Source organism: Planctomicrobium stercoris (genome assembly GCF_051465655.1).
In the GTDB taxonomy this organism is placed as follows: domain Bacteria; phylum Planctomycetota; class Planctomycetia; order Planctomycetales; family Planctomycetaceae; genus Planctomicrobium.
Window position 1 is genome coordinate 3299880 of sequence record NZ_CP195791.1, and the last position, 24130, is coordinate 3324009.

Annotated in this window: 18 protein-coding genes; 2 read left to right on the top strand and 16 right to left on the bottom strand. The window is 56.3% G+C overall.

Annotated elements, in window-relative coordinates:
* Positions 1-25: 25 nt before the first annotated feature.
* The 7 genes from SH661x_RS13435 to SH661x_RS13465 form a co-directional block, all read right to left on the bottom strand.
* Entirely contained in the window at positions 26-1372 is a 1347-nt protein-coding gene (locus SH661x_RS13435) for a FecR domain-containing protein (RefSeq protein ID WP_437222232.1), read from the bottom strand.
* Between the two features lie 302 nt (positions 1373-1674).
* Positions 1675-2163, bottom strand: coding sequence for a sigma-70 family RNA polymerase sigma factor (locus SH661x_RS13440; RefSeq protein ID WP_437222234.1), 489 nt, complete (start codon positions 2161-2163; stop codon positions 1675-1677).
* A gap of 522 nt (positions 2164-2685) precedes the next feature.
* A complete protein-coding gene (locus SH661x_RS13445) occupies positions 2686-4131 on the bottom strand; it encodes a bifunctional 2-methylcitrate dehydratase/aconitate hydratase (protein ID WP_437222237.1) in 1446 nt (481 codons plus the stop codon).
* Positions 4132-4233: 102 nt separating this feature from the next.
* On the bottom strand, positions 4234-5385 hold the full coding sequence (prpC, locus tag SH661x_RS13450; protein ID WP_437222239.1) for a bifunctional 2-methylcitrate synthase/citrate synthase: 1152 nt from the start codon (positions 5383-5385) through the stop codon (positions 4234-4236).
* Entirely contained in the window at positions 5382-6296 is a 915-nt protein-coding gene (gene prpB, locus SH661x_RS13455; protein ID WP_437222241.1) for a methylisocitrate lyase, read from the bottom strand. The genes prpC and prpB overlap by 4 nt, the downstream gene beginning before the upstream one ends.
* Before the next feature lie 77 nt (positions 6297-6373).
* On the bottom strand, positions 6374-7231 hold the full coding sequence (locus SH661x_RS13460; protein WP_437222244.1) for a YybH family protein: 858 nt from the start codon (positions 7229-7231) through the stop codon (positions 6374-6376).
* Positions 7232-7246: 15 nt separating this feature from the next.
* On the bottom strand, positions 7247-7645 hold the full coding sequence (locus tag SH661x_RS13465; protein ID WP_437222247.1) for a PAS domain-containing protein: 399 nt from the start codon (positions 7643-7645) through the stop codon (positions 7247-7249).
* 645 nt (positions 7646-8290) lie between these two features.
* Here SH661x_RS13465 and SH661x_RS13470 point away from each other — a divergent pair.
* A complete protein-coding gene (locus SH661x_RS13470; RefSeq protein ID WP_437222249.1) occupies positions 8291-10783 on the top strand; it encodes a patatin-like phospholipase family protein in 2493 nt (830 codons plus the stop codon).
* Between the two features lie 295 nt (positions 10784-11078).
* Here the strand turns inward: SH661x_RS13470 and SH661x_RS13475 are convergent, their stop codons facing one another.
* From SH661x_RS13475 to SH661x_RS13485, 3 genes are all read right to left on the bottom strand, one after another.
* Positions 11079-11516, bottom strand: a complete 438-nt coding sequence (locus SH661x_RS13475; RefSeq protein WP_437222251.1) for a hypothetical protein — start codon at positions 11514-11516, stop codon at positions 11079-11081.
* Positions 11517-11585: 69 nt separating this feature from the next.
* Positions 11586-12554, bottom strand: coding sequence for a DUF1559 family PulG-like putative transporter (locus tag SH661x_RS13480; protein ID WP_437222253.1), 969 nt, complete (start codon positions 12552-12554; stop codon positions 11586-11588).
* 128 nt (positions 12555-12682) lie between these two features.
* Positions 12683-13369 (bottom strand): GntR family transcriptional regulator, encoded by a 687-nt coding sequence (locus SH661x_RS13485; protein WP_437221969.1) that lies wholly within the window; start codon positions 13367-13369, stop codon positions 12683-12685.
* 100 nt (positions 13370-13469) lie between these two features.
* Between SH661x_RS13485 and SH661x_RS13490 the strand changes: the two genes are divergently transcribed.
* A protein-coding gene (locus SH661x_RS13490) for an IS5 family transposase (protein ID WP_437221910.1) occupies positions 13470-14269 on the top strand; the annotation gives its coding sequence in 2 pieces (ribosomal slippage) (positions 13470-13809 and positions 13809-14269; 801 coding nt in all).
* Between the two features lie 400 nt (positions 14270-14669).
* Here SH661x_RS13490 and SH661x_RS13495 read toward each other — a convergent pair.
* The 6 genes from SH661x_RS13495 to SH661x_RS13520 all read right to left on the bottom strand — a co-directional run bounded on the left by SH661x_RS13495 (position 14670) and on the right by SH661x_RS13520 (position 23405).
* Entirely contained in the window at positions 14670-16142 is a 1473-nt protein-coding gene (locus SH661x_RS13495) for a DUF1501 domain-containing protein (RefSeq protein ID WP_437222256.1), read from the bottom strand.
* Positions 16143-16249: 107 nt separating this feature from the next.
* Positions 16250-19273 carry a PSD1 and planctomycete cytochrome C domain-containing protein gene (locus SH661x_RS13500; protein WP_437222257.1) on the bottom strand — a complete coding sequence of 1008 codons (3024 nt, stop codon included), beginning with the start codon at positions 19271-19273 and terminating at the stop codon, positions 16250-16252.
* Between the two features lie 140 nt (positions 19274-19413).
* A complete protein-coding gene (locus tag SH661x_RS13505) occupies positions 19414-19866 on the bottom strand; it encodes a hypothetical protein (RefSeq protein ID WP_437222260.1) in 453 nt (150 codons plus the stop codon).
* A 185-nt stretch (positions 19867-20051) separates the two neighbouring features.
* Positions 20052-20981 carry a DUF1559 family PulG-like putative transporter gene (locus SH661x_RS13510; protein WP_437222262.1) on the bottom strand — a complete coding sequence of 310 codons (930 nt, stop codon included), beginning with the start codon at positions 20979-20981 and terminating at the stop codon, positions 20052-20054.
* Positions 20938-22812, bottom strand: coding sequence for a LamG-like jellyroll fold domain-containing protein (locus tag SH661x_RS13515; RefSeq protein ID WP_437222264.1), 1875 nt, complete (start codon positions 22810-22812; stop codon positions 20938-20940). Before SH661x_RS13515 ends, SH661x_RS13510 begins: the two co-directional genes overlap by 44 nt.
* The gene (locus SH661x_RS13520) at positions 22812-23405 is read right to left on the bottom strand and encodes a sigma-70 family RNA polymerase sigma factor (RefSeq protein WP_437222267.1); all 594 of its coding nucleotides are present in this window, start codon (positions 23403-23405) and stop codon (positions 22812-22814) included. Before SH661x_RS13520 ends, SH661x_RS13515 begins: the two co-directional genes overlap by 1 nt.
* Between the last annotated feature and the right edge of the window lie 725 nt (positions 23406-24130).

A 24130-nucleotide genomic window follows, 5' to 3' on the forward strand; every position in this document is an offset into this window, starting at 1 on the left:
GCTTCAGAGATGGAAACTGGAAACGTTAACGAACGACAGGAATGGGCTCAGGGGCCGGGTTGACGGGAAGAGGCCCTGTCTCGGGAAGCCCCGCAATGAAGACCGGATCGACGATGGATGTATCCATTCCATCGTCCTCAAAGAAGAGTCCTTCGGCGTACGCTCCCGGTTCGAATCCGAGATCGCTCAGGTCGATTCCAACTGCCAGTGCATAAAAGGAAAGTGTGACGTTGCCACCTCGCAGCGAGTGTCCACGAGCAAAATCACCGAGCGATTTCACAGCCGGCGTGACGACAGTGACCTGAAAAGGAGCCACTTCGCGCGCATCTGCCGAACTCATGTTCACGTCAAAACTTTTCACATAGTGTGAATGCAGTCCATCGCCGCTCTGGATCGGGCTGACATAGAAATGGTCACCCTCTGGAGGATAGACGACGGACTGAACTTCAAACAGCACGACATCAGGGCCGGGACCGTTCCGCACGGGAGTCCGGAACCGAATTGCCAGACCAGGTCGCGCGTGAAAATCTTCGTAGCGAAACGGGACGTTCGCAGGCAGATCAGGATCTCGATTGAAATTGAGGAGTCCGGTATTCAGTGCCGCATCTGCTTCCAGCAGATCGGCGACATTTTCCGGAATCGGCTGATCAGAAGCAGCACTGTTGCAATTGGAGTGGGATGCCATATGGACAACTTCGATCCCGATCAGTTCTTCGACGGCATAGGTCCGGGTTTGTCCTCCACGCTGTACGGTGACACTGGTCAAGTCACGCACGCCACGCCCGCGTGCATCAGGGCGGGCATCATAGGATACAACACGGTCCGGCAGCCGACGCTGGTATGAGTGGTCGCTGAACTCGATCGTCTGAATGGCATTGGATGCCAACGTGTCGCGAACCCCTTCTCCTTTCAGAAGCGTGGCCACAGCGTGCGGGCGACTTTGTGAATGGAGTTCAGCTGCTCCTTCAATCACTTGCAGCTCGGAGTTTCCCGAGTCATTGACAGACAACGAGAACCGGGTTCCCAGGTCCACGACCCGGCTGAGGGGCGTGATGATTTCAAAGCCCCGCGCGGATTCGGGTGCATAAACGGAACAGTTCCCGATTTTCAGTTCCATCCGTTCCGAGGAAGAGATGTGAAAGACTGCCGGAGCATTGAGAATCACCGTAGCCCCGTTGGCGAACGTCAACTCGATCATTCCTTTCAGCAGAGCGTACTCATGGTCGAGCTGGAAAGCTGATCCAAGTTCGGGAAGAAGCTCCCTGACAAGTTCGGCATTCGCGGACTGAGTGAGGCGGGCGGCAGCACGCTCTGTCGCCTGCTGTGAGCCTGCGATCGCCAGGAATTCAGGCTGTGGCTGGTTGAGAGGCACTGGTCGATTCCGGTGCCGGTACCCAGCCAGAAGGAGCAGACAGGCTGCAGACAGAGTAACCAGCGCATAAGCGAGAGTTCGTCCAGCGCGCCGAAAAGTTGAACTGGAGACAACTTGAGCACGTTTCTCGCGGGTCTGTCCCTGCGTGGTCAGAAACTCCCGGAGCAAAAAATGAAGCTGCGCATTTTCGGCGAACTCCTGTGCATCTTCATCGCTTGCCTTTAATCACTGATTCAAGTTGGCCATCGATTCCGCGGTGCTTGCGCCGTCGAGCCAGTCGTCGACTAATTTTTGAAAGTCACTCATGATAAACCCAGTTCACGATTCAATCGGCGCTCGATGCACCCCTTCAGCTGTTGACGAATTCGCCCTAACAAGATGCGGACAGATCCGCCTGTCGTCCCGACGAGCGGTGCGATGTCCTGAGGGAGCAGCCCCTCCTCGTACCGCATTTGACACAGACGCTTCGAGCGATCCGGAAGTTTGTCGTAGCAACTTCTCAATGCCTCTTGAATCGTTGCATCCCGTTCCGGCAGGTTACAGAACACCGCAGCGAGCCTGTCGATGGCCTCCTGGTCAAACACAACCAGGCTCCGCCCCATGCGCCGCTGGTGCTGCAGGACGACATTGCGAGCCACGCCGATCGCATACGGGAGAAAGACTTTCGAAGAATCAAACCGCTCGGGATGCTCAAACACCTGAACGGCTGTTTCCTGCAGACACTCTTCCGCTTCTGTAAAATTCTGGACAAGAGACCCGATGAATGCGCAAATATTCCGTTGAGATCGCATCCATTCCCGTGCAAGAACACCGGAAACCGCAGGGGCGGACTCGGAAGAAGGAATGGTCATCAGGAAAGCCGACCCAGGGAAAAGTCATCGGGGATTTAATCAGTCAAATTCCCCCATCAATGAATTCACACGTAACAACTGCTTGTTAACAACTTCTTGGAAAAAATTCTCTGGTCCTCACGGAATGAGGGCAAATTGGGAGAAGACAAAAGTCCAGAGCAAGAAACTCGGCAATTCTCTGGCTCTCGACTCTACGCTCTGGATTTTCTCCAACTTGAATCAGGCGAAAAACCAGTTGGGGATTCCCAACAGGAGAACCGCAAGCTCAGTACGCTGCGGAAGGAAGCCCGACAGGTGCAAACCCAGCTCGTCTGCAAGATCAAGTCCCGGTAGTACCAACAATTTCAGCCTTCAGAGCGTTCTGAAAACAGGGCTCCGGTGACCAATCACGACGGTCACTGGATTCGGCTTCAGTCGGATCTTGGGAGAACTCCGGAAACTGGGCATCACGAAGATCAGCCGTCACACAACGAACAGATCCTGGAATCTGTTGACCGGCGTCTGCTCGAGCGCTCTCCGATCGCGGCAGAGTTCGAGAATCCGCTGTGCGGGGCGTGCTGGAATTCTTCCGAGCAGGTTCTTCTCGAACTTCGCGATCAGTACGGGAATCCCTTCTTCCCGGCGGCGTCGGTGTCCGATGGGGTACTCGACACTTACTCGACCGGTCGCAGTTCCATCGCGGAAGAAGACCTGAACGGCATTCCCGATGGAACGTTTGGACGGGTCGAGATAGTCGCGAGTGAAGTGCGGGTTTTCCACCACTTCCATTTTCGCCCGCAGTGCATCGATCCGGGGATCGGCCGCGACGTGGTCTTCATAGTCTTCAGCAGTCAGAGCTCCCTTCAGCAGGGGCACGGCTGTCATGTATTGCAGGCAGTGGTCGCGGTCTGCCGGGTTCGCAAGCGGCCCCGTCTTGTCGATGATCCGTTTTCCGCTCTCCTGAGTCTCAATCACAATGCGTTCGATTTCATCGATGCGGGAAGCGACTTCCGAATGCAATGTGATCGCTGCTTCCACAGCGGTCTGAGCATGGAACTCGGCGGGGAACGAGATCTTGAACAGCACGTTCTCCATGACATACGTGCCGAATCCCTGTGCGGGAACCGACAGCGGTCGACCTTGAAACAGGACGTCCTGAAAGCCCCAGATCTTCGCGGTCAATGCGCTGGGGTATCCCATCTCTCCCTTGAGGGCGAACAAGGCATGACGCACCGCGCGGCTGGTAGCATCTCCGGCAGCCCAGCTTTTGCGAGAACCGGTGTTGGGCGCGTGTCGATACGTCCTCAGGGCACCGCCATCGATAAAGGCGTTCGACAATGCATTGATAATGTCGTCCCGACTCCCCCCCAGCAGGCGGGTCACCACAGCGGTCGAAGCGATGCGCACCAGCAGAACATGGTCCAGTCCAACGCGATTGAACCCGTTCTCCAGGGCCAGAACCCCTTGAATCTCGTGAGCCTGAATCATCGCGACCAGCACGTCATGCATCGTGAGCGGCTTCTCCCCATTGCGACTCAGATAGTCCGCGACAGCGAGAATGCCGCCGAGATTGTCGGAAGGATGTCCCCACTCGGCAGCCAGCCAGGTATCGTTGAAATCCAGCCAGCGGACCATCGCCCCGATATTGAACGCCGCCTGAACCGGCTCGAGTTCATATGAAGTCCCCGGGACCCGAGCCCCGTGACCCGGCATGGTCGCCCCCGGAACCACCGGCCCCAACAGTTTCACGCAGGCAGGATAGTTGAGCGCTAGAAGTCCGCAGCCCAGCGTGTCCATCAGGCACAGACGCGCGGTCTCCAAGGCTTCTTCACTGGTGATTGCATCGGTCGCCAGAACGTAGTCGGCGATCTGCTGCAGCAGGTCATCAGGCTGGGGACGGGACGCATCGGAAAGATCGTGGTGAGACATGAGCACAGACTTCGAGTTGAATGGATCGTTTTCGGCGGGGATCATAGAGACTGACAGATGCAAAAACACCTGCTGCGACGGCACAGGACCGCCCCGACTCGTTCAGCGATTTTCAATCGGGAGAAACGGGACGTTTTCCGGGCCGGTGTAATGGGCACTGGGACGGATAATCTTGTTGTCCTGTCGCTGTTCGATGACGTGTGCCCCCCAGCCACTTGTCCGGGCGATCACAAACAGGGGAGTGAACATCGACGTGGGAACCCCCAGAAGGTGATACGACACCGCACTGAACCAGTCGAGGTTGGCGAACATCTTCTTCTCGCCCAGCATGACCGTTTCAATGCGATCCGCAATGTCAAACATCGCCATGTCATTGGCTTCGAAGGAGAGTTGTCTGGCGACACTCTTGATGATGCCGTTGCGGGGATCGGAGATGGTATAGACGGGATGACCGAAGCCGATGATGACTTCTTTGGCTGCCAGTCTCTTGAGAATATCGGCCTCAGCATCATCGGGAGTGGCGTACCGTTTCTGCACTTCGAACGCGAATTCATTGGCGCCGCCATGCTTGGGACCTCGCAATGCACCGATTCCCCCCGTGATCGCGGAATACATATCGGAACCAGTCCCGGCGATGACCCGTGCTGCGAATGTGGACGCGTTGAACTCGTGTTCGGCATAGAGAATCAGCGAGACGTGCATCGCTTTGATCGCTGCCCGTTCCGGCGCCTTCCCGTGCAGAAGATGCAGGAAGTGACCGCCAATGGAATCATCGTCGGTTTCGACATCGATCCGGCGTCCGCTGTGGGAGTAATGATACCAGTAAAGCAGCATGGAACTCAGAGAGGCCAGCAGCCGATCGATCAGCTCGCGCGCTTCCGCAGCGTCGTGGCTTTCCCGTTCAGGAAGAACACACCCCAGAGTCGACACTCCGGTTCGCAGCACATCCATCGGATGCGCTGCGGTCGGAAGAGCTTCGAGTGCGGTCTTCACCGAAGCAGGAAGGCCGCGAAGCCGCTGCAGCTTCTGTTTGTACGCCGCCAGCTTCGTGGCGTTCGGCAACGCTCCATGCACCAGCAGATAGGCCACCTCTTCGAACTCGCAGTGCCGGGCAAGTTCAGTGATATCGTACCCGCGATAATGCAGGTCATTTCCGCTGCGGCCGACCGTGCAAAGAGCCGTATTTCCAGCAGGAACTCCGGAAAGTGTCACGGACTTTTTCGGCTTGGTTACGGGTGTCGGATCAGAACTCATGGTGTTTTCTTCTCGGCAAAGAGCGCGTCCAATTTGTTTTCGAAGCTGAAGTAATCGAGCACGTCATAGAGCTCGGCACGAGTCTGCATCAAGGGGACGACCGGCTGCTGCGTCCCGTTGGATCGAATGGCGGCATAAACCTGCTCGGCAGCACGGCTCATCGCGCGAAACGCACTGAGGGGATACAGAACCAGTCGCACGCCGACGCCGCGCAGCTGATCCACCGTGAACAACGGCGTCTTTCCAAATTCCGTGATGTTGGCGAGGACTGGGACCTCACCCAGTGCAGAGGTAAACGCCTGGTACTCTTCCAGCGTCGTCAGTGCCTCAGCGAAAATCATATCCGCCCCGGCAGCGACATAGGCGAGCGAGCGTTCAATGGCCGACGCGGCTCCTTCACCAGCATGAGCATCGGTGCGGGCCATCACGACAAACTGTGGATCGATGCGGGCATCCACTGCGGCCTTGATGCGGTCACACATTTCGGCAGCGCTGACAAGTTCCTTGCCCGGACGATGTCCACACCGCTTCGCCTGCACCTGATCTTCCAGATGGCATCCGGCAGCGCCGGCCCGGGTCAGATCACGAATCGTCCGGGCGATCTGAAACGCACCGCCCCAACCGGTGTCTGCATCCACCAGTAACGGCACGTCCGTCGTCTGGACGATCCGTCGCACATCTTCGCAGACGTCATTGAGACTGGTGATCCCCAGGTCCGGAAGACCGAACGACGCATTGGCGACCCCGGCTCCAGAGAGATAAATGGCCCGAAATCCGGCCCGTTCCGCCAGTCGTGCGGTAAACGCATTGATCGTTCCGGCGACCTGCAAAGGACGTTCGACTTCAAGGGCAGCCCGCAATCGCCCGCCAGCCGATGGATGTGCGGAGTGGGGAGTTGGAGATTCTGACATCGTCGAGGCGCTCGAAAGGAAAAAGGTGATCTGAAAACTGTACGCGAACTGCCATCCAATTTCGACATGAGCCAGTTTCACAACCTTTGAAATACTGGACAGGTTGAAAAAGGAATATGCCAATGAGTCAGGAAGCCTTCTCCCATGGCTTCCACAATCCAGTTGCCGTTCAGCGGGGTCCAGAAGGCCTCAGTGAAAGCACCGCTGTCATCAAAAGCCCAGGAGCGGATCGTATTTCGCAACAGATCCCAGGCAATCCGCTCGCTCCCATGCATCTGACCACCCCACCGCGATTTGACCGTGTAATGCTGTAACAGGTAGTTGCCGCCTTCCGACCATTCGCAGCGTGTCTCGACCCGGCCTTCCGGACTTTCATCAACCCATTGACCGACCAGCCAGCCCAAAGCTTTCAAAGCGTCATGGGCAGTCGTTGGCGTGTCCACCGCGGGAAAGTCCCGCACGCTGGCGATCTGCCATTTTCCGTCTCGCTTCAGGTGGACCACCGTGTACGGGCTACGGGCTCCCGGTTCATTGGGGACCAGAGTTGTTGTGCTATATCCATCTTCCAGTGCAACATCCGCTCCAATCTGCCGCAAGGACGTCAGTTCGACCTCAACTCGTGCCTGAGGGTAGTCTTGAAACAATTCTGCAAAGCGAGTTTGAATTGCATCTCGCCCTTTCAGAATACTTCCCTCTTCATCCACCGCCTCGGCATCTTCTGTGAACTGGATGGCAATGGCTTTCGCATCCCCGCGATTAAATGCCTCGGCAAACTCGATTGCGGATGCCTGTAATCGCTCGACTTCAGCTGGCTCCGGCGTTGTGCTGACTGATTTGGGGTCTTCAGACTGAACCTGGCCGGGAAGCAGGCAAAACGAGAGTCGCCAGCCAACGGCGAGCGCAGTCAGGGTCACTGCCACCATTCGAGCACGCATGTGGGTTTCTCCTCGTTAGGCACATTTCAAAACGGGTGACTCGTGTTTCGCAAGCAAGGAGTCTCTCTGCACCTTCTGTCGCATGGAGACTTCTGCAGTCTTCATCTGGAAAGACATTCGACACGGATGAGTCGCGTCTCGCTGTCGAATCTGTTCCTCCACGTGCTCCTGATCATCGGGATGAACGAACTGAAACGCGGGAGCCCCAATGATCGCTGCCAACGGGCGATTGAGGAGATCCGCCATTGCAGCACTGGCGTATTTCAGCAAAGCATTCTGGTAGACGTAAATTTCAGCCAGAGAACGATCGCAAAGGATGCGAAAATTACAGTCGAATTCAGGGCCGTTCCCGTCGGGGATGACCAGCGTTTCGGCGGGTGATTCATGGTCCAAGAGTATTTGTGAGCTGCTCATCAAACCTCCAGTCCTGCAAACGCCGCAATTCCTTCAGCTATGAACTTCTGTTGGCGAAACACTGCAACATCACCATCTCCGCGGCACCATCCCTGATTCGCAACTTTCCCCTTACTAAAGATTAGAATACCGATTTCTATTCACGACTTCACGTCAGTAACAGCGCAACGATTCATGAAGTGGATTCCTAACTGATCAGTCAATGACTTCGGGAGGGCGACGCTCCTGCGGCGCCGCATCATAGATCACGCGTGAAATCCATTGCGGTTCGGCAGGAACCTCGCCCTCCCGGTTGTGAACCGACCTCATCACCGAAATGAGGAACATCAGTGAGGCGAGTTCACCTTCCAGAGATCCCTCCCGAAGAGTCCAGCTCGCGCGGCACCGTGGATGTCGCTGCTAGATCAGGTTGCTCGAGCGTCTGCTGACGATTCATTCGCTTTTTCGCAAATTAGCATTGCGCAGCAGATCAGGCACGACATGGGAGCAGGGGGCGAATTCCATCAATTTTGTACGTGTGGACGCGATAAGCATCGTGGTACAGTGAATCTCTTCACTTCAGGACTCCCGTCCACCACAAGTTCCAATGCGGTTGCGATTGTCGAAGGAACAACGATCAGTGACCTGGCCGCAAGAGGAATGGACATGAACCGTATCGGGTTGGCCCTCTCCGGCGGTGGCTTTCGAGCCACTCTCTTTCACTTAGGCATGGTGCGTTACCTCCGGGACGCAAATATCCTTTCGAACGTGACGCACATCACGTCTGTGTCGGGAGGAAGCATCCTTGCGGCACACCTTGTCCTCAACTGGAAGCGCTATACGGGCACGCCTGAGGAATTCAATGAGGCTGCTCTTGAAGTGTTGCGGTTCGTCCAGCTGGACATTCGCAACCGTGTGATCCGCCGCTTTCCACTGTCATTGCCGGAACGAGTGCTCCGCAGCTTCGTACTTCGCCAGCCGAGTCGCCGGCTGAAACTGACCGGTCTCCTCGAGTCCCAATACGAAAAGCATTTGTTCGGCGACACTTGTCTGTACCAATTGCCAGAGCGACCGCGGCTGTACATGTTGGCGACGAACTTGAGCGAGGGCTGTCTATGTGCGTTCACTCGTGACGGTCTGCTGATGCAGCGGCGACGGCCGGGACAGCGTCTGAGCTTTGAACACATCCACGCCGGGCTGGCAACCGTTCCGATGGCTGTGACCGCGTCATCGGCATTTCCCGGTTTCTTTCCGCCCATCGAACTCAGGTCAGAGGACCTGGGGGCCAATCCCGGTCGATTCGGGCGGCTGGCATTCACCGATGGCGGGGTTTATGACAATTTAGGCGTGCGCATGTTTCGCTGTCTGGAGCAGTCATGGATGGACCGAGAAGGCCGGTTGGATCGTGACGACCTGTCGGATGCCGAGCATTTCGCACAAACGTTCACAATGATGGAGCAAGCTGCCGAAGACACGCCGTTGTCCCGACTCGCACAAATGGTCGCGCTCTCATCTCAGACGCATCTGCTCCGCGAGGGATCCTGCGAGGAGACGCTGAATCGATCGCTGGATGGCCTCTGGAATGTGATGAACCACGAGAATCTGGCCCGCGAACCCGCGTTTGCCCGCCTCGCCCACGTCGATGTCGACATTGAGAATCTGGCAAAGACTGCACAACGCGACGAAGGGGACATGGACCCCGGCGAACGATTGTGGCTCAATCGCCAGCTTGTGCAGATGGCATTTCAACAAGCCACCGGGAGACCTTGCTTTCGCTCAGCGAACGCCTGTTTTGACGCCGTGCTGGTGAGTGACGCTGGAAAAGAGTTCAAGATTGATGCCAACGCCCGTTCTAGCGGTCTGATTTCCACCTCAATCCGCGCGAGCGACATTCTGATGGACCGCGTCTGGCAACTGGAAATCGATACGTTTATGGGGACCCCGGGCTTTGTGTTCGCGCCGATTTCAAAGGTGATCGAGCCGGAAGAGGACCCCACCGCTGCACACCCGCAACTTCAGCGTCGAGCTGCGGAAATTCGAACTGATCTCGATCGATTCTCGCCTCTGGAAATCAGCGCGCTGATCCGACACGGCTACTGCGTCGGCCGCAGCGCTTGCCGGTCGCGTCCCGACCTGCTCGGCACGACCGTGCCATTAGAACCGCCCTGGGACCCAATGGCTGCGAAGATCGAAGAAGCCCGTCGGCCGATTCCCTCTGGCACCGACAACGTTCCCAAGATCGCGCCGGTCACGGAACAGTCGCGGAAGCTGCAGGTCTCATCTGTCCGGCGGATTTGGAGCACGCTGTTCGATTTTCGGGACTGGATCTCCTACATCTACGTTCCATTGATGATTCCGCTCCTCGTTGTGCTCCCTTATTACGGAGCCAAATGGTATCACCGCTCTCAAGTGGCCCAGCAGCTGACCGAATCTCTGGTCCAGAGCAACAGGGATTACACAGTGATGCGGAACCTGCTGCAGGACGGACCCGGTCCGAGCTTCCTGGGGATGCCGTTCGAAGAGGTGCGAGAGCTTTCGCCGCCTGATTACAGCGGATTCGAAGTCATTGCGGACATGCGAGTATTCGATCTTCGCCCTTGGAGGGCGGCGACCGGGACGCCGGTAGATGAACACTCGTGGGCCTACGGCTTTCGACGGATTCGCATTCAGAAACTGCAAGCGACCGCCAATCGGTTTACCGTTCTGCTCCGTACACATACAGCACGATGGAGCGTGCGATCTCAGAGCGAACAGTATCCGGCAGTACTGCTCTTACTGCATGACACCGCGACGAAGGACGACCGGGCGACGTATGTGTTTGAACTCACCTTCGATCTGTCAAAAGTGCCTGTCCACGAAGTGGTGGATCTGTCATTTGATATGTTGACTCGTGAGCCGAGGCGCGAGAACACGCGATCATTTAACCTCTATGTGGATGCTGAAACCGGATTGCTGACGTTCTGGATGCTGATGCCGGATGACAAGCGGTATCGCAACTTCAACCTGCTGCGCTATCCGGACGGGAAGGACAATCCGGCACCAGAAACCGTAGTACCGGCATATCAGCTCAATTCCGCGAATGGACAGATTCTGGCGTTTGCTTTGCTTAGCACGAAGCCCGGATTCACCTATGAATGCCAGTGGACATTTCCCCCATAAAGCAGCGGCCGACATCCATTGAGAGTGCGGGAAGATCCTGCTGGTGATCAGTCTGCGTAGACGATCCCCGACGCGAACATCATTCGGGGCGCACTCCTCGAGAATCCACTCGATCTCATCACGATCGGACAGGCGTATTCGAACGGTTTCGGGCAACGGCAGCCGATATCAGACTCCGATTCCTGCAACGTGAGCTCATTGATGTCACCACCGGATGGTCATCCCGCATTCTTTGAAGTAACAACTGCCGGTTGAGGTCGTTCAGGGACGATCGTAAAGAGAACTCGCGCCGTCATTACTTCTTGACGCCTGAATTCTTCCCCGTCAGTTCGAAATGCTGGTCATTCGCGTTCGAAGACTCCACGACGGCTTTCGATTCGGACTGGCGATTGAACTTCGGAGGAATAATGCTGTCATATTCGTCGACAATTTCCCCATGGGAATCTTTCGTTTTGCGGCCTGTCGGTCCCACGCTGTCGATTTCCACGCGATACTCTCCCGCGACCGGCCCCTGGGCACGTGGAATGTGGAAGGTCCCGTTCACAATTTCTGTCCCAACCACGGTCCCGGGCCCCGTGGGATAAAATGCGATGGTCCCCCTCTCCAGCATTTCGCCGTCGAGAGTGACCTTTCCGCGAACTTCGACTCTTTGAAGACCATCACCGGCTGAACACCCCGCAAGCAGCAACACCGCAAGCGACACCACCTCCACATGTACGAAGATCCAATTCATGGCACTGAACCTTACTGAAGCCAGATCATTTCACAGAGGAGAACGAAGTCAGCGGCCGCTGACAGCAAGCTACCACTCACCCAGTGTCTCTCCCTGATTCATGGAACTGAGTGCTCGCCAGGTTGGGAGATTAATGTTGTTTGAAACAAAGCGGACGGAGCCATCTGCCAGAACCACCTGGACTCCCCCCACATGCTTGCTGCGGGCAGCGAGTGTTGAGCTGCGCAAGTTCGCATCGGTGTTCCCGGCGTACGTGCAAGGCATGTTGCCATTCGCGTCGCTGACGCAGTAGCTGCTGCTGTCGGAAAGCACGTCGGACGCCGTCGTGTTGGGTGTCAACTTCGTTGAGATTGAGTAGGTGAACGGCTCGTCATTCCAGATCCAGCCCCGAAAATCCGTGGATGACGTTGTTCCTTTGAGAAGTTCCATCATCAGCAAAGTATTGCTCGTCCCGTCAGTCATGTCCGCGAATCGAGCTCCGAAGCAATTCCAGAATGGTGGACGATTCGTCCCGGATCCCAGGACATGACGCGCACTGTTGAGGTCATCGACTGTATCTCCGTCCAGATCTCCCCAGGTTCCCTGCCCCCAGTTCAGACCGTAATTTCCGCGGATGCTGTGGGGAGTTCCTGCCCATTGCATAATGGCCTCTTTGTCACTAGGGCACTGCCATGTCGGAATGGGAGTCAATCGCAGGGTTAAGTGTCCAGCATCGGTCCAGTTGAGATTGTGATTGTACTGGTTGTAGATCGCGGCCTGCTCGAGGAAAGGGAGCACAAACAGCATGAAGGGAGTCCGTTTTCCTTCTCCGCTGGCTGCCCCGACACGGTAAAGCATGCCTGGGGGCATGCGATTGTGGGTGTCGGAATAATTGTGAATCGCCAGCCCCAGCTGCTTCAGATTGTTTTTACATTGACTCCTGCGGGCTGCTTCCCGTGCCTGCTGAACCGCCGGAAGCAACAATGCAATCAAGACTGCAATAATCGCAATGACCACCAGCAACTCGATTAATGTAAATCCCCGGCGATTAGAAACCATCTCACGCTCCCGATGTTTAGAACAGCTTCCTCCGCCCTGGAAGAGTTCCCAGGCACGAGGATGTAAGACAGGAAAGACCAACAACGAAACAGATGATAAATCAAGAATCAGTATGTTTTGTGCAACGCTCAGACGCCTGCAAATAAGCCACTGACAGCTCTCTCACACGCAACACTCAAATGCCGGGCCATAGCCCGCCCGGCAGTCTCCGGATCTCGCTTCAGAATGGCCTGTAGAAACTGCTGGTGTTCCAGCAGAATCCCCTCGGGGGTCTCGGAGACATCCTTCACAAGGACTCGAACCACATGCATCATGCGGTCGTAGCGCGTCAGTTCCGCCTGCAGACGCAGAACACCGGCCGCCTTCGAAATGGCCTGATGGGCCGCTCTGTCATTTTTGACGCAGACATCGACCCATTCTTTCGTTCGCGGCGCCGAGATCAGGAAATCTGTCTCGTCAGCGACCCGCTGCAGCTCGTCCAGATTTTCGGCAACGCAGGCCCGCCGGACCGACTCCACCTCAAGAAGACTTCGGACCAGATAGATCTCACGAACCTCTGCGGCCCCGAACGGTGCCACCACCGCTCCCCGGTTCGGATACAGCTCGACGACTCCCAGCCCCGCCAGTTCGACAATCGCTTCCCGAACGGGCGTACAGCTGACCCCGAAGTGGGCAGCCAGATGCTGCACCTTCAATCGTGTCCCCGTCGGGAGGTCGCCCCGGAAGATCGAGAACAGAATCTGACTGAGGATGTCTGATTTCTTCAGTAATCCAATCTCGGAATCGCTGGATTGCGGGGCAAAGAGTGTCGCCATGTTGTCTGCCGATCACTAAGAGGTTCCGGACAAAACTAATGTTGGCATGGTTTGAAAATTTTGGGAAGGTCTGGTTTTTCCCGTTCACGGAGGAACTGATATGGCCACCCGATTGCTGAGTGATGACTTGTGGGACGAGATCGAGCCGTTCTTTCCGACTTACGAGTTCTCTGTCAAAGGCGGCCGACCGCCAGCGGAGAACAGGACCGTCTTCACCTGCATTCTGTTCGTGCTCAAGACCGGCATCGCCTGGGAGGACCTGCCCTTGGAACTGGGGTGTTCCTACAAGACCTGCTATCGACGTCTCAAGCTGTGGATCGACCTGGGAGTCTTTCAGGACATTCATCGCCACCTCCTCACCGTGCTGAACGCAGCCGGGCGTCTGGAACTGGCGGACGTGCTCGTCGATGCCGGATTGATCAAGGCCCCGTTGGGAGGACAAAAACCGGACCGAATCCGACGGATCGTGGTCGCTGCGGCAGCAAGTCTCACCTGATGACCACTCACAATGGGATTCCGCTGGCGAACATCCTGACGGCCGCCAATGTTCATGATCTGAAACAACTTCTGCCACTGGTGTTTCTGAGGTACCCGAAGATTGGTGGCAAGCGGGGACGCCCCCTGGATTGCCCACGGAGTGTGACCGCCGACAAAGGCTACGACTGCCAGGCAACTCGGGACCTGCTGGGACTGGCTGGCATTGAGACCTTCATTCCCAAACGAGGTCAGCGGCAGGACTCGTCTCTGGGTGCGACCCGCTGGCCGATTGAACGGACCATCAGCTGGCTCAAACAATTCCGCAGGTTGCGGATTCGCTGGGACAGGCTGGAGGAAGTGCACCAAGCGTTCCATGACATCGCCAACTCACTCATCACCTGGAGATATCTCATCGCTGAATAGGTTTTGTCCGGACGCCCTAAGTCCGAATGCCGCTTTCCAGAGATGGGGAAGCGTGGGCGATCCGCCAAATCCCAAGTAGAAGTCACCACGTTGTCGATTATCGATAATATACAAGAACAAGTCAACGATATTGGATCGGTTTTAACTGTATAGACAGATGCGAGTGGTAGAGTCGGTCTCTTTTCAGTGGCGACTGGCGACACAACAACAGACAAATAAAAGCTTTAACGACGTCGCGCAGGTTCCTGTTAATCGACTCCTTCCCGAACTGCGTTGTTCAGGAGGCGTCGAGGGTGTGGGCTGGCGGATCGACCAAGAGGGCAGTCGATTGAATGCCGAAAGAGTTTTGACCAGACATCGTTCTCACATCGAGCTGGACAACAGCTGACGTCAACCTCGGTCAAATCAATGGCTGGATGACGTGACCGTGTACATCCGTGAGACGTCGGTCGATCCCGTCTGAACGATACGTCAGCCGTTCATGGTCGATTCCCAGTTGATGCAGGATCGTCGCATGGATGTCGTACACTTCCGTTGGCTGACTCCGATCCAGCGGTTTATAGCCCCATTCGTCGCTCGGTCCGTAGCTTTGCCCTCCGCGAATCCCGCCGCCGCACAACCAGTTTGTGAACACATACGGGTTGTGATCGCGTCCTGTTCCCCCCTGAGATGAGGGCATCCGGCCGAACTCCGTTGTCCAGAGGATGATGGTGTCCTCCAGCAAGCCGCGCTGCTTCAGATCCTGAATCAGCGCAGCGGTGCCGGTCGCCATTCCCATCGCGAGAGGACCGTGATCACGCTGAAGATCTTCGTGACTGTCCCAGTTTCGCCGTGGAAAACCGTTGTCATTTCCCGACCAGATCTGGACGAAACGCACTCCGCGTTCAATGAGTCTTCTGGCGATCAGGCATTTTCGACCGAAATATTCAATCTCTTCCGGGGCATTGATTTCCTCCGGGTATGTGCTCACCGGACGATCGAGTCCGTACAACTTGAGGATATGCTCCGGTTCTCCGCTGATGTCCAGGGCCTCCGGCGCACTGAGCTGCATCTTCGCTGCCAGTTCATAAGAACGAATCCGGGCATCGAGACGGGAATCGCCGGGGTGAACTGATTCATGCTGACGATTGAGCTGCCTGAGCAGATCATAGGTGGCTCGATCGGTCCCGGCCGAGACAAAGTTCGCCTGCGGCATCAGGTCGTCGATCGGATTTTCTCGCTGGGGGAAGACAATTGTTCCTTGGGTGCTGGCGGGCAGAAATCCGGATCCCCAGTTTTTGGGGCCGTTGCTCGCGAATCCACGATGGTCGGGCAGGACCACGAACGTCGGCAGATTTTCGTTCAGACTCCCCAGTCCATAGGTGACCCAGGCCCCCATCCCCGGAAAGCCGGGGAGTTGAAATCCAGTTGCCTGCAGGTACGTGGCGGTGCTGTGAACGCCGGTCTTGCCGATCACGTTGTGAATGAACGCGATGTCGTCAGCACACGCCCCCAGCGGTGCCACGGCGTCACTCAACATCTTTCCGCATTCGCCATAGGGACGAAATTCAAACGGCGACTTCATCCACGGACCGAGCCCGTTTTGAAAGGCTTCCACCGGCTCGCCGAAATCCGAATCTTCGCCGTGGTGTTTTTCGAGAGCTGGTTTGTGGTCCCATAAGTCAATGTGACTGGCAGCTCCGGCCATGAACAGCTGAATCACTCGTTTGGCACGCGGAGGATGATGCAGCGCCTGCAGGACCCCGTTCGAGGTGGCCGTGGAGGCGGATGCATCACTATCGCCAGCGAGCATGGCGGCAAGGGCCAGTCCGCCAAAGCCGCAGCCGCTTTCGTAAAGAAATTTTCGCCGGGACAGGTTTTCGTGCAGAGACATATTTCATTCCTTCGATACCGCCCGTCGAAAATCAATACAACGGACAGTGAGAAGCCGTGTGGATCACATTGACCGACTTCGTGCTTCTTGAGCGGGCTTCTCTTTCATCAGTCGATGTAAACAAATTCATTCAGGTTGAACAGCAGCCTGCAGGTACTCTTGAGGCCATGTTCGCTGGCAAAACGATGCAGTTGATGTAACTCGTCCGGGGCAGGCGGGCGTCCTGTCACCAGCGAGAATCCGCTGCGAATCTGTTCCTCCGGATCGGAGCTGCCAGATTCCAGCCGTGCTGCCAGCCGCTCCGCCATCAACAGGTTGAAGCGATTGTTGAGGAGGGCCAGGGCCTGCAACGCGGTGACCGTTTCATTTCTCCGAGGCGTGCTCTGGGAACTGTCTGCGCAGTCAAGTGTGGTCATGAACGGATCAGGCTGAGAACGGACAATGAACCGGTAAATACTCCGGCGATGAGACGCGGGATCGGCTGGGTCGAAGCTCTGATATTCGTAATGGGGCGAATGGACTTCCTTTTCGAGGTTGAACAGAAAGAAGCCGGGGCCACCCATCTTCAGGTTCATACTTCCGCTGACGGACAGGATCGCGTCACGGATCTCCTCAGCCTCGAGGCGTCTGCGATTCATTCTCCAGAGAAACTGGTTGGAACCATCAATCGCGGAATTGGCAGGATGATCCGCAGAGGACTGACGGTAAACGGAGCTGTTGACAATCAAGCGATGCAACTGCTTGAGCGACTGGTCTCCATCACGAAACTCGACAGCGAGCCAGTCCAGCAGTTCGGGATGAGTCGGCTCCTTTCCCATCCGGCCGAAATCGTTCGGTGAGGCAGCAATCCCTTCGCCAAAGTGAAACTGCCAGACCCGATTGACAATCGAGCGCCACGTCAGGGGATGGTCTCGCCGAGTCACCCATTCCGCGAGAGCGGCCCGACGATCGCCCTCGGTGTGATCAGCAGGGAGCTCGAATTGAGCAGGGACGCCCGGGATGAAAGGAAGGGCGCCGGGAACGGCCAGCTCTTTCGGTTGCTGAACGTTCCCCCGGTGCAGAATCCGGACTTCGCGCGGACGACCGCGAGTCGGATTGAACGCTCCCTGAGGAGTGAAATCAGTGGCTGCAGCATACACCATCGGGCCAGCGGGCAAGCCTTTGAGGTCGTTGTCGATCTGCTCGATGGTGAGTTTACATTGCTCCCGTTCGTTTTGTCGTTCCGGGGTCTCGTACTTTTCGAGAATGGAACTCCGCTCCTTGAACGTCAACTCGTATTCAAGAGTGACATCGTCGTCCAGCAGTTGCGGCCAGAGATCGTCGGTCAGGTTCTCCAGCGACCAGCGGACAGGGAACTCCAGAGTATCCAGTGCGCTCACCTGTGACTGCGGTGCCAGGTTATGCTGCTTTTCATCGAAGATCTCCACTTCGGCGAGTGCGAAGATGTAATCGTTAGTTCGTTCGGCAAGCTGGGTGGCCGTGATGCGAACCCAGCGAATGCCGGTTGCTTCCACCACAAATTCGACCGGTTGAACTTCCGGATTGGTAAACGGAGCGCTGGTCTGATCAATGACGAGGGCCGCTTTGCCGTCCTTTTCTAATTGGCGTCGTTCAGTCGCCAATTCGATGCGAAATCGAACGGGAAATCCAAACCCGGCACCGATCCCGGCGAATTCGTCGTAACAAGGATGCAACACGATGCGACTGACGGCCACGGAATTTGGAAGTTCAAATTCGATCCATTTGGCGGCGTCCGGACGCGATTCGATGTGACTGTGGTATCCGTACTGTACGGGTCGCTGGGGGCGGCCGGAAATCGACTTCAGTCGAGCAAGATGCGCATCGAGTTCCGCCAGGTGTCGATCATCCCCACTCGCCTCCATTTCGTGTTTGATCTGTTCGTCAATCTGGTTCAGTCGCTGGAGTTGCTCCCGGCGCGAGGCTTCGAGGGCGAGTCGACGTTCTGCTGACTCCGGGGCATTTGCGTATTCGCGGTCGGCCCGGTCCACCGCAGCAAAGACCGCCTGCAACCCGTAGTAGTGCGCCTGCGTGATCGGATCAAACTTATGATTGTGACAACGGGCGCACTGCACTGTGGTGCTGCAGAATGCGTTCAATGCCCCAGTCACCATTTCATCGCGATCCAGATTCCGGGCGATCTGCCCGTCGATCTTCGACTCAGGAACTTCCGTGTGCCCGATATTGTCCCAGGGACCGGCTGCGATGAATCCCAGCCCGAGGATTCCATCTTGGGTTCCCGGAAACATCACGTCGCCCGCAATCTGCTCCTGGACGAACCGGTCATAACGCTTGTCTTCATTCAGGGAACGGATCACGTAGTCACGATAAGGCCATGCGTTCCGGCGAAGCTTGTCTTTGTCGTATCCACAGGTATCCGCATAACGTGCGACGTCCAGCCAGTGACGAGCCCAGCGTTCTCCGTAATGAGGCGAATCGAGCAGCTTGTCGACACGATTCTCATAAGCAAGGGGAGCTGGATCATGGATGAATTCTTCAATCTCTTCCGGGGTCGGAGGGAGACCGATCAGGTCGAAGTACAATCTGCGGATCAGAATCCGACGGTCCGCTTCCGGAGCGGGGACCAACCCATGACGCCGCCATTTTTCCTGAATGAATGCGTCAATGGGCGTCCGGATCCGGAACACATCGCCATTGGTTGCTACCATCGGAGCCGGAACGGGGACTTCGGGCTTCGCTAATGGCTGTAGCGACCACCAGACTTCCGGCTGCAGCTCTGTCTTTGATGGCCAGACGGCCCCTTGCTGGATCCATTCGCGGACGGCGGCGATTTCCTCGGAGGTCAGCGAAGGTGCCCCTTTGGGCATTTCGGATTTGCCATTGTGGGGCGTGATCAGTTCGACGAGGTAGCTGGAGTCTGGATGGCCGGCAGCGATGATCGGGCCGCTCTCTCCCCCCTTGCTCATCAACTCAGACGTTTCGAGTGAGAGGCCCCCTTTGTGATCGCTGGAGTTGTGGCAACTGAGACACTTCTTCTCGAGCAACGCGCGGATTGAACTGTTGAAGAGATCATCATCGGCGTTGCAGCATTGCGGCAATTGCATTCCCCAGAAGAGGAAGCCAATCAGAATGCGGTGGAAGGTCGACATCATAGAGATCTTTGTGAAGGCGGGAGCAATCGGACCATGACGGCGTGCCGGAGACTTGTGACATCGAGGCGAATGTCGACGAAAACGCAGTCCCGAATCGCAATTGCGTGACTCAGGGTGGGAGCCGGAGGGAACTGAAGGGGTTACCCCTTCTTGCCACTGAGTTCGAAATCGACGTGGGGATTGTTGGAATCGATGACTTTTCGCAGTTCCGAATTTTTGTTGTACGTTTCCGGAAGAGCCTCCTGCACAATCTCCCGGACAGGACTATCGGGAGTGTCGTACAGCTTGGTCTTGCCGACCACTTCCGGTGCGGAGATTTCCACTCTGAAATCCCCTTTGGTCATCTTGAGTGAGTAGGTGCCGTTCTTGATGACTGCTCCTGCAGTGGAGGTCTTGCCATCGACCGGGATGAACGTGATCGTTCCCATCGGCAGCGGAGTCCGGTCCAGCGTGACATTCCCTGCGACGGAAACGGAATTCGGTGTTCCTTGCCAGGATCCGCATCCCGCTGCCATCGACAGCAAGGCGACTGTTGCGACCACACGAGATCGGGAGATTCTCTTGTTGAACAGAGTTCTGGAAATCGATGTCATTCTCATTCCACGTTGAAGAGGAGTTGATGAACAGAGCTTCGGCGATCTTGCCGAGCTGCCAGTCTGAATTTCGAAGTGTCTTCACTCCGACGCTGATCCTGAAGGAATGCACAGGGCGCACCTTCCCTGTCATTGCGACCGGGAGTTGCAATTTCAGTGCTTGGGAAGAACGAACGACGTTCGGATTAGAACTCTCCGACGATTTCATTCCCCTGCATGGTCCCCAGCGCCTGCCAGGTCACCAGAGCGATATTGTTGCTGATGAAGCGGACAGCTCCATCTGCCAGCAGCGTGTGGACCCCTCCCACATGCATGCTCCGCGCGCTCATGTAATAGGGCGCGGTTGTGGTACAAGGAGCGTTCAGGATATTTCCGGAAGGAGAAGGACATGCGATGGTATGATCCGCTGCCGTTGAGTTCGGTGTCTGGCGTGTGGAATACCCGAAGGAAAAAAATGTAAGATCATCGTTCATGGCATCTCCGCGTCCATCATACTCGGCCGCGGATGCCGGAGTGATCACCTCAGACATCAGCATGGTATTGCTCGTGCCGTCTGTGAAATCCGAAAACCTGGCACAGTAAGGTTGTGCCGGTGTCGCATTATTGAATCCAAAGGGGGCTTTCGAATCGACCTGCAACGCAGAATCCGATGCGGCTGCAGCGAAGTTCAATGGATAGTTCATGCGGACACGGTAGTAGGCGTCGCCAGTCCAATGTCGAGCCCCCGGGTTGCTGGGGCAGTAATAGAGAGGCACGGCAGTCGCAATCGGGCTGTCGAGTGAATTCTGGACGCAGTTGGGCAGATCATGAAAGTTCACACTGAAGTTCCATTTGGAATACAGCGGGGACTGATCGATGTAGGGCCACATCCCAGGAATAAAAGTGCGGCGTTTTCCCCAGACCGCAGCAAAAGGAAGCGTGTTGGCTGTGTCGTGGTAATTGTGCATTGCCAGACCCCACTGCTTCAGATTGTTCTTGCATTGCGATCGCCGGGCGGCTTCCCGCGCCTGTTGCACCGCCGGCAGCAACAGGGCGATGAGAACAGCAATGATTGCAATAACCACCAGCAATTCAATCAATGTAAATGCTCGGCGGACCGAGGGAATCCGAATCATGTTCTGACACATTAGAAGAGTCCTTTGCTGAAAAGCGTCCGAAAGGAAAGGGACTGAAAAGAACGGTTGTTTCCGGCTGAAATGCAGTCGAGGGAATTGTGTTCAAATCCGTCAGAGGTGAATGGCCTGCCAGGCTGTATTCGGGAACGGTGATCTGCAAACCGAGACGGCAGTCGAATTGCGACCTCTGGCCTGTCAGCAGGCGGCCCACCAGATGCCAATGCGGCTTCTGCAGCTCGGATTCTGGCTCCGCAAAATAGCTCTCGCCTCGCTGAACGCGGGCATAATGCTCCTGGATTTCGGCTTCAGTCAGACCAAAGTCGTAGTACGCCAGCTCATCGATGATTCCATGGAACGGCTCGTGCGCAATTTGGTTTCCAATCCTCGCCTCGCCCGGGCCCCCGCAGCGGATGAGAGTCCCCTTGGGAAACTGATATTCCGCCAGCAGCCTTCCATCGACATAGAGCCCCTTCCGACCGGTAAAGCTGTCGAAGGTTGCGACAACGTGGTGAGGCTGCCCATTCGACAGATCCGCCAGCGCAGGACGCCCATCCTCGCCATCAAGAAGGACCTCCAGCTCTGTGTAACCATCTCCCTCCAGATAGAGTCCAAACGCCAGGCTTGGCCCCGGCGGGGACATCGGCTTCGAGTACCTCTCCTGCTGGTCGTCATTCTGGAAGCTCAGGATGACCCGGAAGTTTCCATCTTCTTTGCGGAAGATCTCGTCATAGTCCATTTTCTCTCCGTTCCAGTGGGAGATGAACATCGCTTCGATCGTGATTCCCTCAGCACACGCGAATCGCCCTTCGCCTGCCTGCTGACTTTTCCCTCCTTCGACGATCGCGTAGGACTCTTTGCTGTTGGCAAAGGACAGAGCGCCATTTCCGATGATCCCGGGGACGACTTTCGTGTCAGATCCCAGAATCAGGGTTCCCTGTGAGACGACGTCGGGCAGCCCCGGACTCTGATTCTCGAAGTTCCAGAAGTAGATGGGGCGGCGACGGCGGGCTTCCACTTCAATTTCACCGTTCAGCGCTTCGACATCGATTCGGCAATTCTCCAGAGCTGTGACCCGTGATTTCGAAGCCCGATCGACGATCCGCAGGTCGGAAGCCTGCACGGAATACGACGATCCGGAACTTGCGTTTTCTGTCTGAACCACCCCGCCGAAGAGAACTCCGCTCTGCGAGGAAACCACGCCATAGCGTGTCGGACCGAGCAGTTCGACTGCGGTGCCCGTCAGGGATTGAAAGTTGGCAGATCCCTCAGAAACGCTGATCGTCGTCGACGCCAGTAACTTCACTTCTTCGATCTCAGGAGATGTCGAAGACTTCTGGCTTGTTCCCACAACGGCGACCGGTGGTTCGAAGTCTGAATAATGTTGATTCTCCGCAGCGATCGCTTCCGGTCCATCAACCTGGGGCGCGACGACGGGCTGATCGACAACCTGCGAGTCTGGTCCGGAACGCATAGCCCAGCCCACCAGCACCATCACTGCCAGAACCGTCCCGACGACCGGCCACCAGGCTTCGCGTCTCTCAGGAGCAGTGCGTCTTTGAGAATCAACATTCGAGACCTGTTCGCGAGCTCGAGAGTGCTCTGCAACAGGAGCCGCGTCGGGAAGATCTCGAGATGGATACCGGGCCGTTTCCAGGAGATGCAGCTGTCCCTGCAGGATTCCGTACCGAAGATAAATCTCTCTGGCTGCTGCCGATTCCAGCAGCAGCTTTTCCAGTTGCTCCGATTCAGCCGGCGTAACAGTGCCGTCGAAGTATTTCTCCGCCAGTTCGCGGACTTGCTCATCAGACGGATGTAACGGAAGACCTGCCATCAGATTTCCTGCGCGAGCTTTTGCTCGACGCACTTGAAGAGCGATGCGCGGAGCACTTTTAAGGTCTTGTAAACAGCATGGACAGTACGGCCCCATTTGAGAGCGACATCCTGGGCGCACAGGCCCTCGCCGTAGAAGTCGTGAACGAGTTCACGTTGCCGGACAGGAAGCAGGTGCAGACAGTCGTTCAGAGCACTTTGGCGTCGATCCAGCTGTCCGACGAGATCCAGCCCCTCTTCGGTCAGCTGAACCAGCAATTCATCACTGAAGACATGACGGTCCCGACTCCGCGACCGCCAGTATCGCAGCACCTGATGTCGCGCGACCCCGAGACCCCAGTTCAGAAAGCTCTCTTCCGGACGGTAAGTGTGAAACTTCTTCCAGAGTGCCAAAGTCGTTTCCTGAAAGACATCCTGCGCAGAATTCTTGTCAGGAATCTGCGACCAGATATATCCCATGATCCGCAGCTGTTCTGCGGTAAAGGCTTTCAGGAAGTCTTCGTAGAGTTCAGGCCTGCTCTGTTCCCCATTGCCCCCCGGCAGCCCTTCCTCTTCAGTTTCCGAATTCCCGGTCATGAAAGATGCTCGAGTCATGTTCCCGTTCTTTCAGCCGTTACATCGGGCGAAATGCCTGAATGCTGAAGTCACATCAACGAGGAATCATGGATTCCCGATATCTAATCCGCCAGCGAGGCGTCGAATTGGTACCAGAATTTTTCGAAGAGATTTGAATTTTACTGAACCCCTTTCGCGACAAGGAGAAGTGATGGCACCCGGATTACATTGGGTCCCAGATTTCTCGTAGCGTTCCTTCAAATTGGGGGAGAGCTTGGAGAGCGTGAAGTGCTCTTCGGGTTTCATGTGTCCGCGAACCGGGCGCTTTCAGCCTTTCTGAGGGCATCCTCAATGAGGGAGAGTGCGTCGCACTGGAATAGCGACTTCACTCAGATGCCAAGTTTGGCTCCCGGTATGTTCAGGCGATGGAAGCCAGTGTGGAGCATTTCCCCCCCTCCCCTCTTTTCTCACAGGAGTACCACAGCATGTTTTTTCCTGGTATCGATCAACGTGCCCGTCAGCTGACAGTTTCATTGCGTGACCAGAGTGGCGAAGTGTGACTCGCCCGGCAGGCGCCGACGCAGCCCGAGAAGTTTCTGGAACTCATTCTTCCACGCGGGACACTCGATGGCGCGTTGTGCTCTGAGGACTCGCAAAAGACCCGGATGTCGTACGAAGAAGAGTCTCCTCGAACCGCATTCTTCACTCACGACAGGGACAAGGCCTGTCGGCGATTGAGTCAAATTTCAAGAAAATTTACCATA

Bases quoted from the DNA above. Each gene is read 5' to 3' on its own strand.
- SH661x_RS13440 (WP_437222234.1), bottom strand. From the start codon at position 2,163: ATGCGATCTCAACGGAATATTTGCGCATTCATCGGGTCTCTTGTCCAG.
- SH661x_RS13445 (WP_437222237.1), bottom strand. From the start codon at position 4,131: ATGTCTCACCACGATCTTTCCGATGCGTCCCGTCCCCAGCCTGATGAC.
- prpC (WP_437222239.1), bottom strand. From the start codon at position 5,385: ATGAGTTCTGATCCGACACCCGTAACCAAGCCGAAAAAGTCCGTGACA.
- prpB (WP_437222241.1), bottom strand. From the start codon at position 6,296: ATGTCAGAATCTCCAACTCCCCACTCCGCACATCCATCGGCTGGCGGG.
- SH661x_RS13460 (WP_437222244.1), bottom strand. From the start codon at position 7,231: ATGCGTGCTCGAATGGTGGCAGTGACCCTGACTGCGCTCGCCGTTGGC.
- SH661x_RS13465 (WP_437222247.1), bottom strand. From the start codon at position 7,645: ATGAGCAGCTCACAAATACTCTTGGACCATGAATCACCCGCCGAAACG.
- SH661x_RS13470 (WP_437222249.1), top strand. From the start codon at position 8,291: ATGAACCGTATCGGGTTGGCCCTCTCCGGCGGTGGCTTTCGAGCCACT.
- SH661x_RS13475 (WP_437222251.1), bottom strand. From the start codon at position 11,516: ATGAATTGGATCTTCGTACATGTGGAGGTGGTGTCGCTTGCGGTGTTG.
- SH661x_RS13480 (WP_437222253.1), bottom strand. From the start codon at position 12,554: ATGGTTTCTAATCGCCGGGGATTTACATTAATCGAGTTGCTGGTGGTC.
- SH661x_RS13485 (WP_437221969.1), bottom strand. From the start codon at position 13,369: ATGGCGACACTCTTTGCCCCGCAATCCAGCGATTCCGAGATTGGATTA.
- SH661x_RS13495 (WP_437222256.1), bottom strand. From the start codon at position 16,142: ATGTCTCTGCACGAAAACCTGTCCCGGCGAAAATTTCTTTACGAAAGC.
- SH661x_RS13500 (WP_437222257.1), bottom strand. From the start codon at position 19,273: ATGATGTCGACCTTCCACCGCATTCTGATTGGCTTCCTCTTCTGGGGA.
- SH661x_RS13505 (WP_437222260.1), bottom strand. From the start codon at position 19,866: ATGACATCGATTTCCAGAACTCTGTTCAACAAGAGAATCTCCCGATCT.
- SH661x_RS13510 (WP_437222262.1), bottom strand. From the start codon at position 20,981: ATGATTCGGATTCCCTCGGTCCGCCGAGCATTTACATTGATTGAATTG.
- SH661x_RS13515 (WP_437222264.1), bottom strand. From the start codon at position 22,812: ATGGCAGGTCTTCCGTTACATCCGTCTGATGAGCAAGTCCGCGAACTG.
- SH661x_RS13520 (WP_437222267.1), bottom strand. From the start codon at position 23,405: ATGACTCGAGCATCTTTCATGACCGGGAATTCGGAAACTGAAGAGGAA.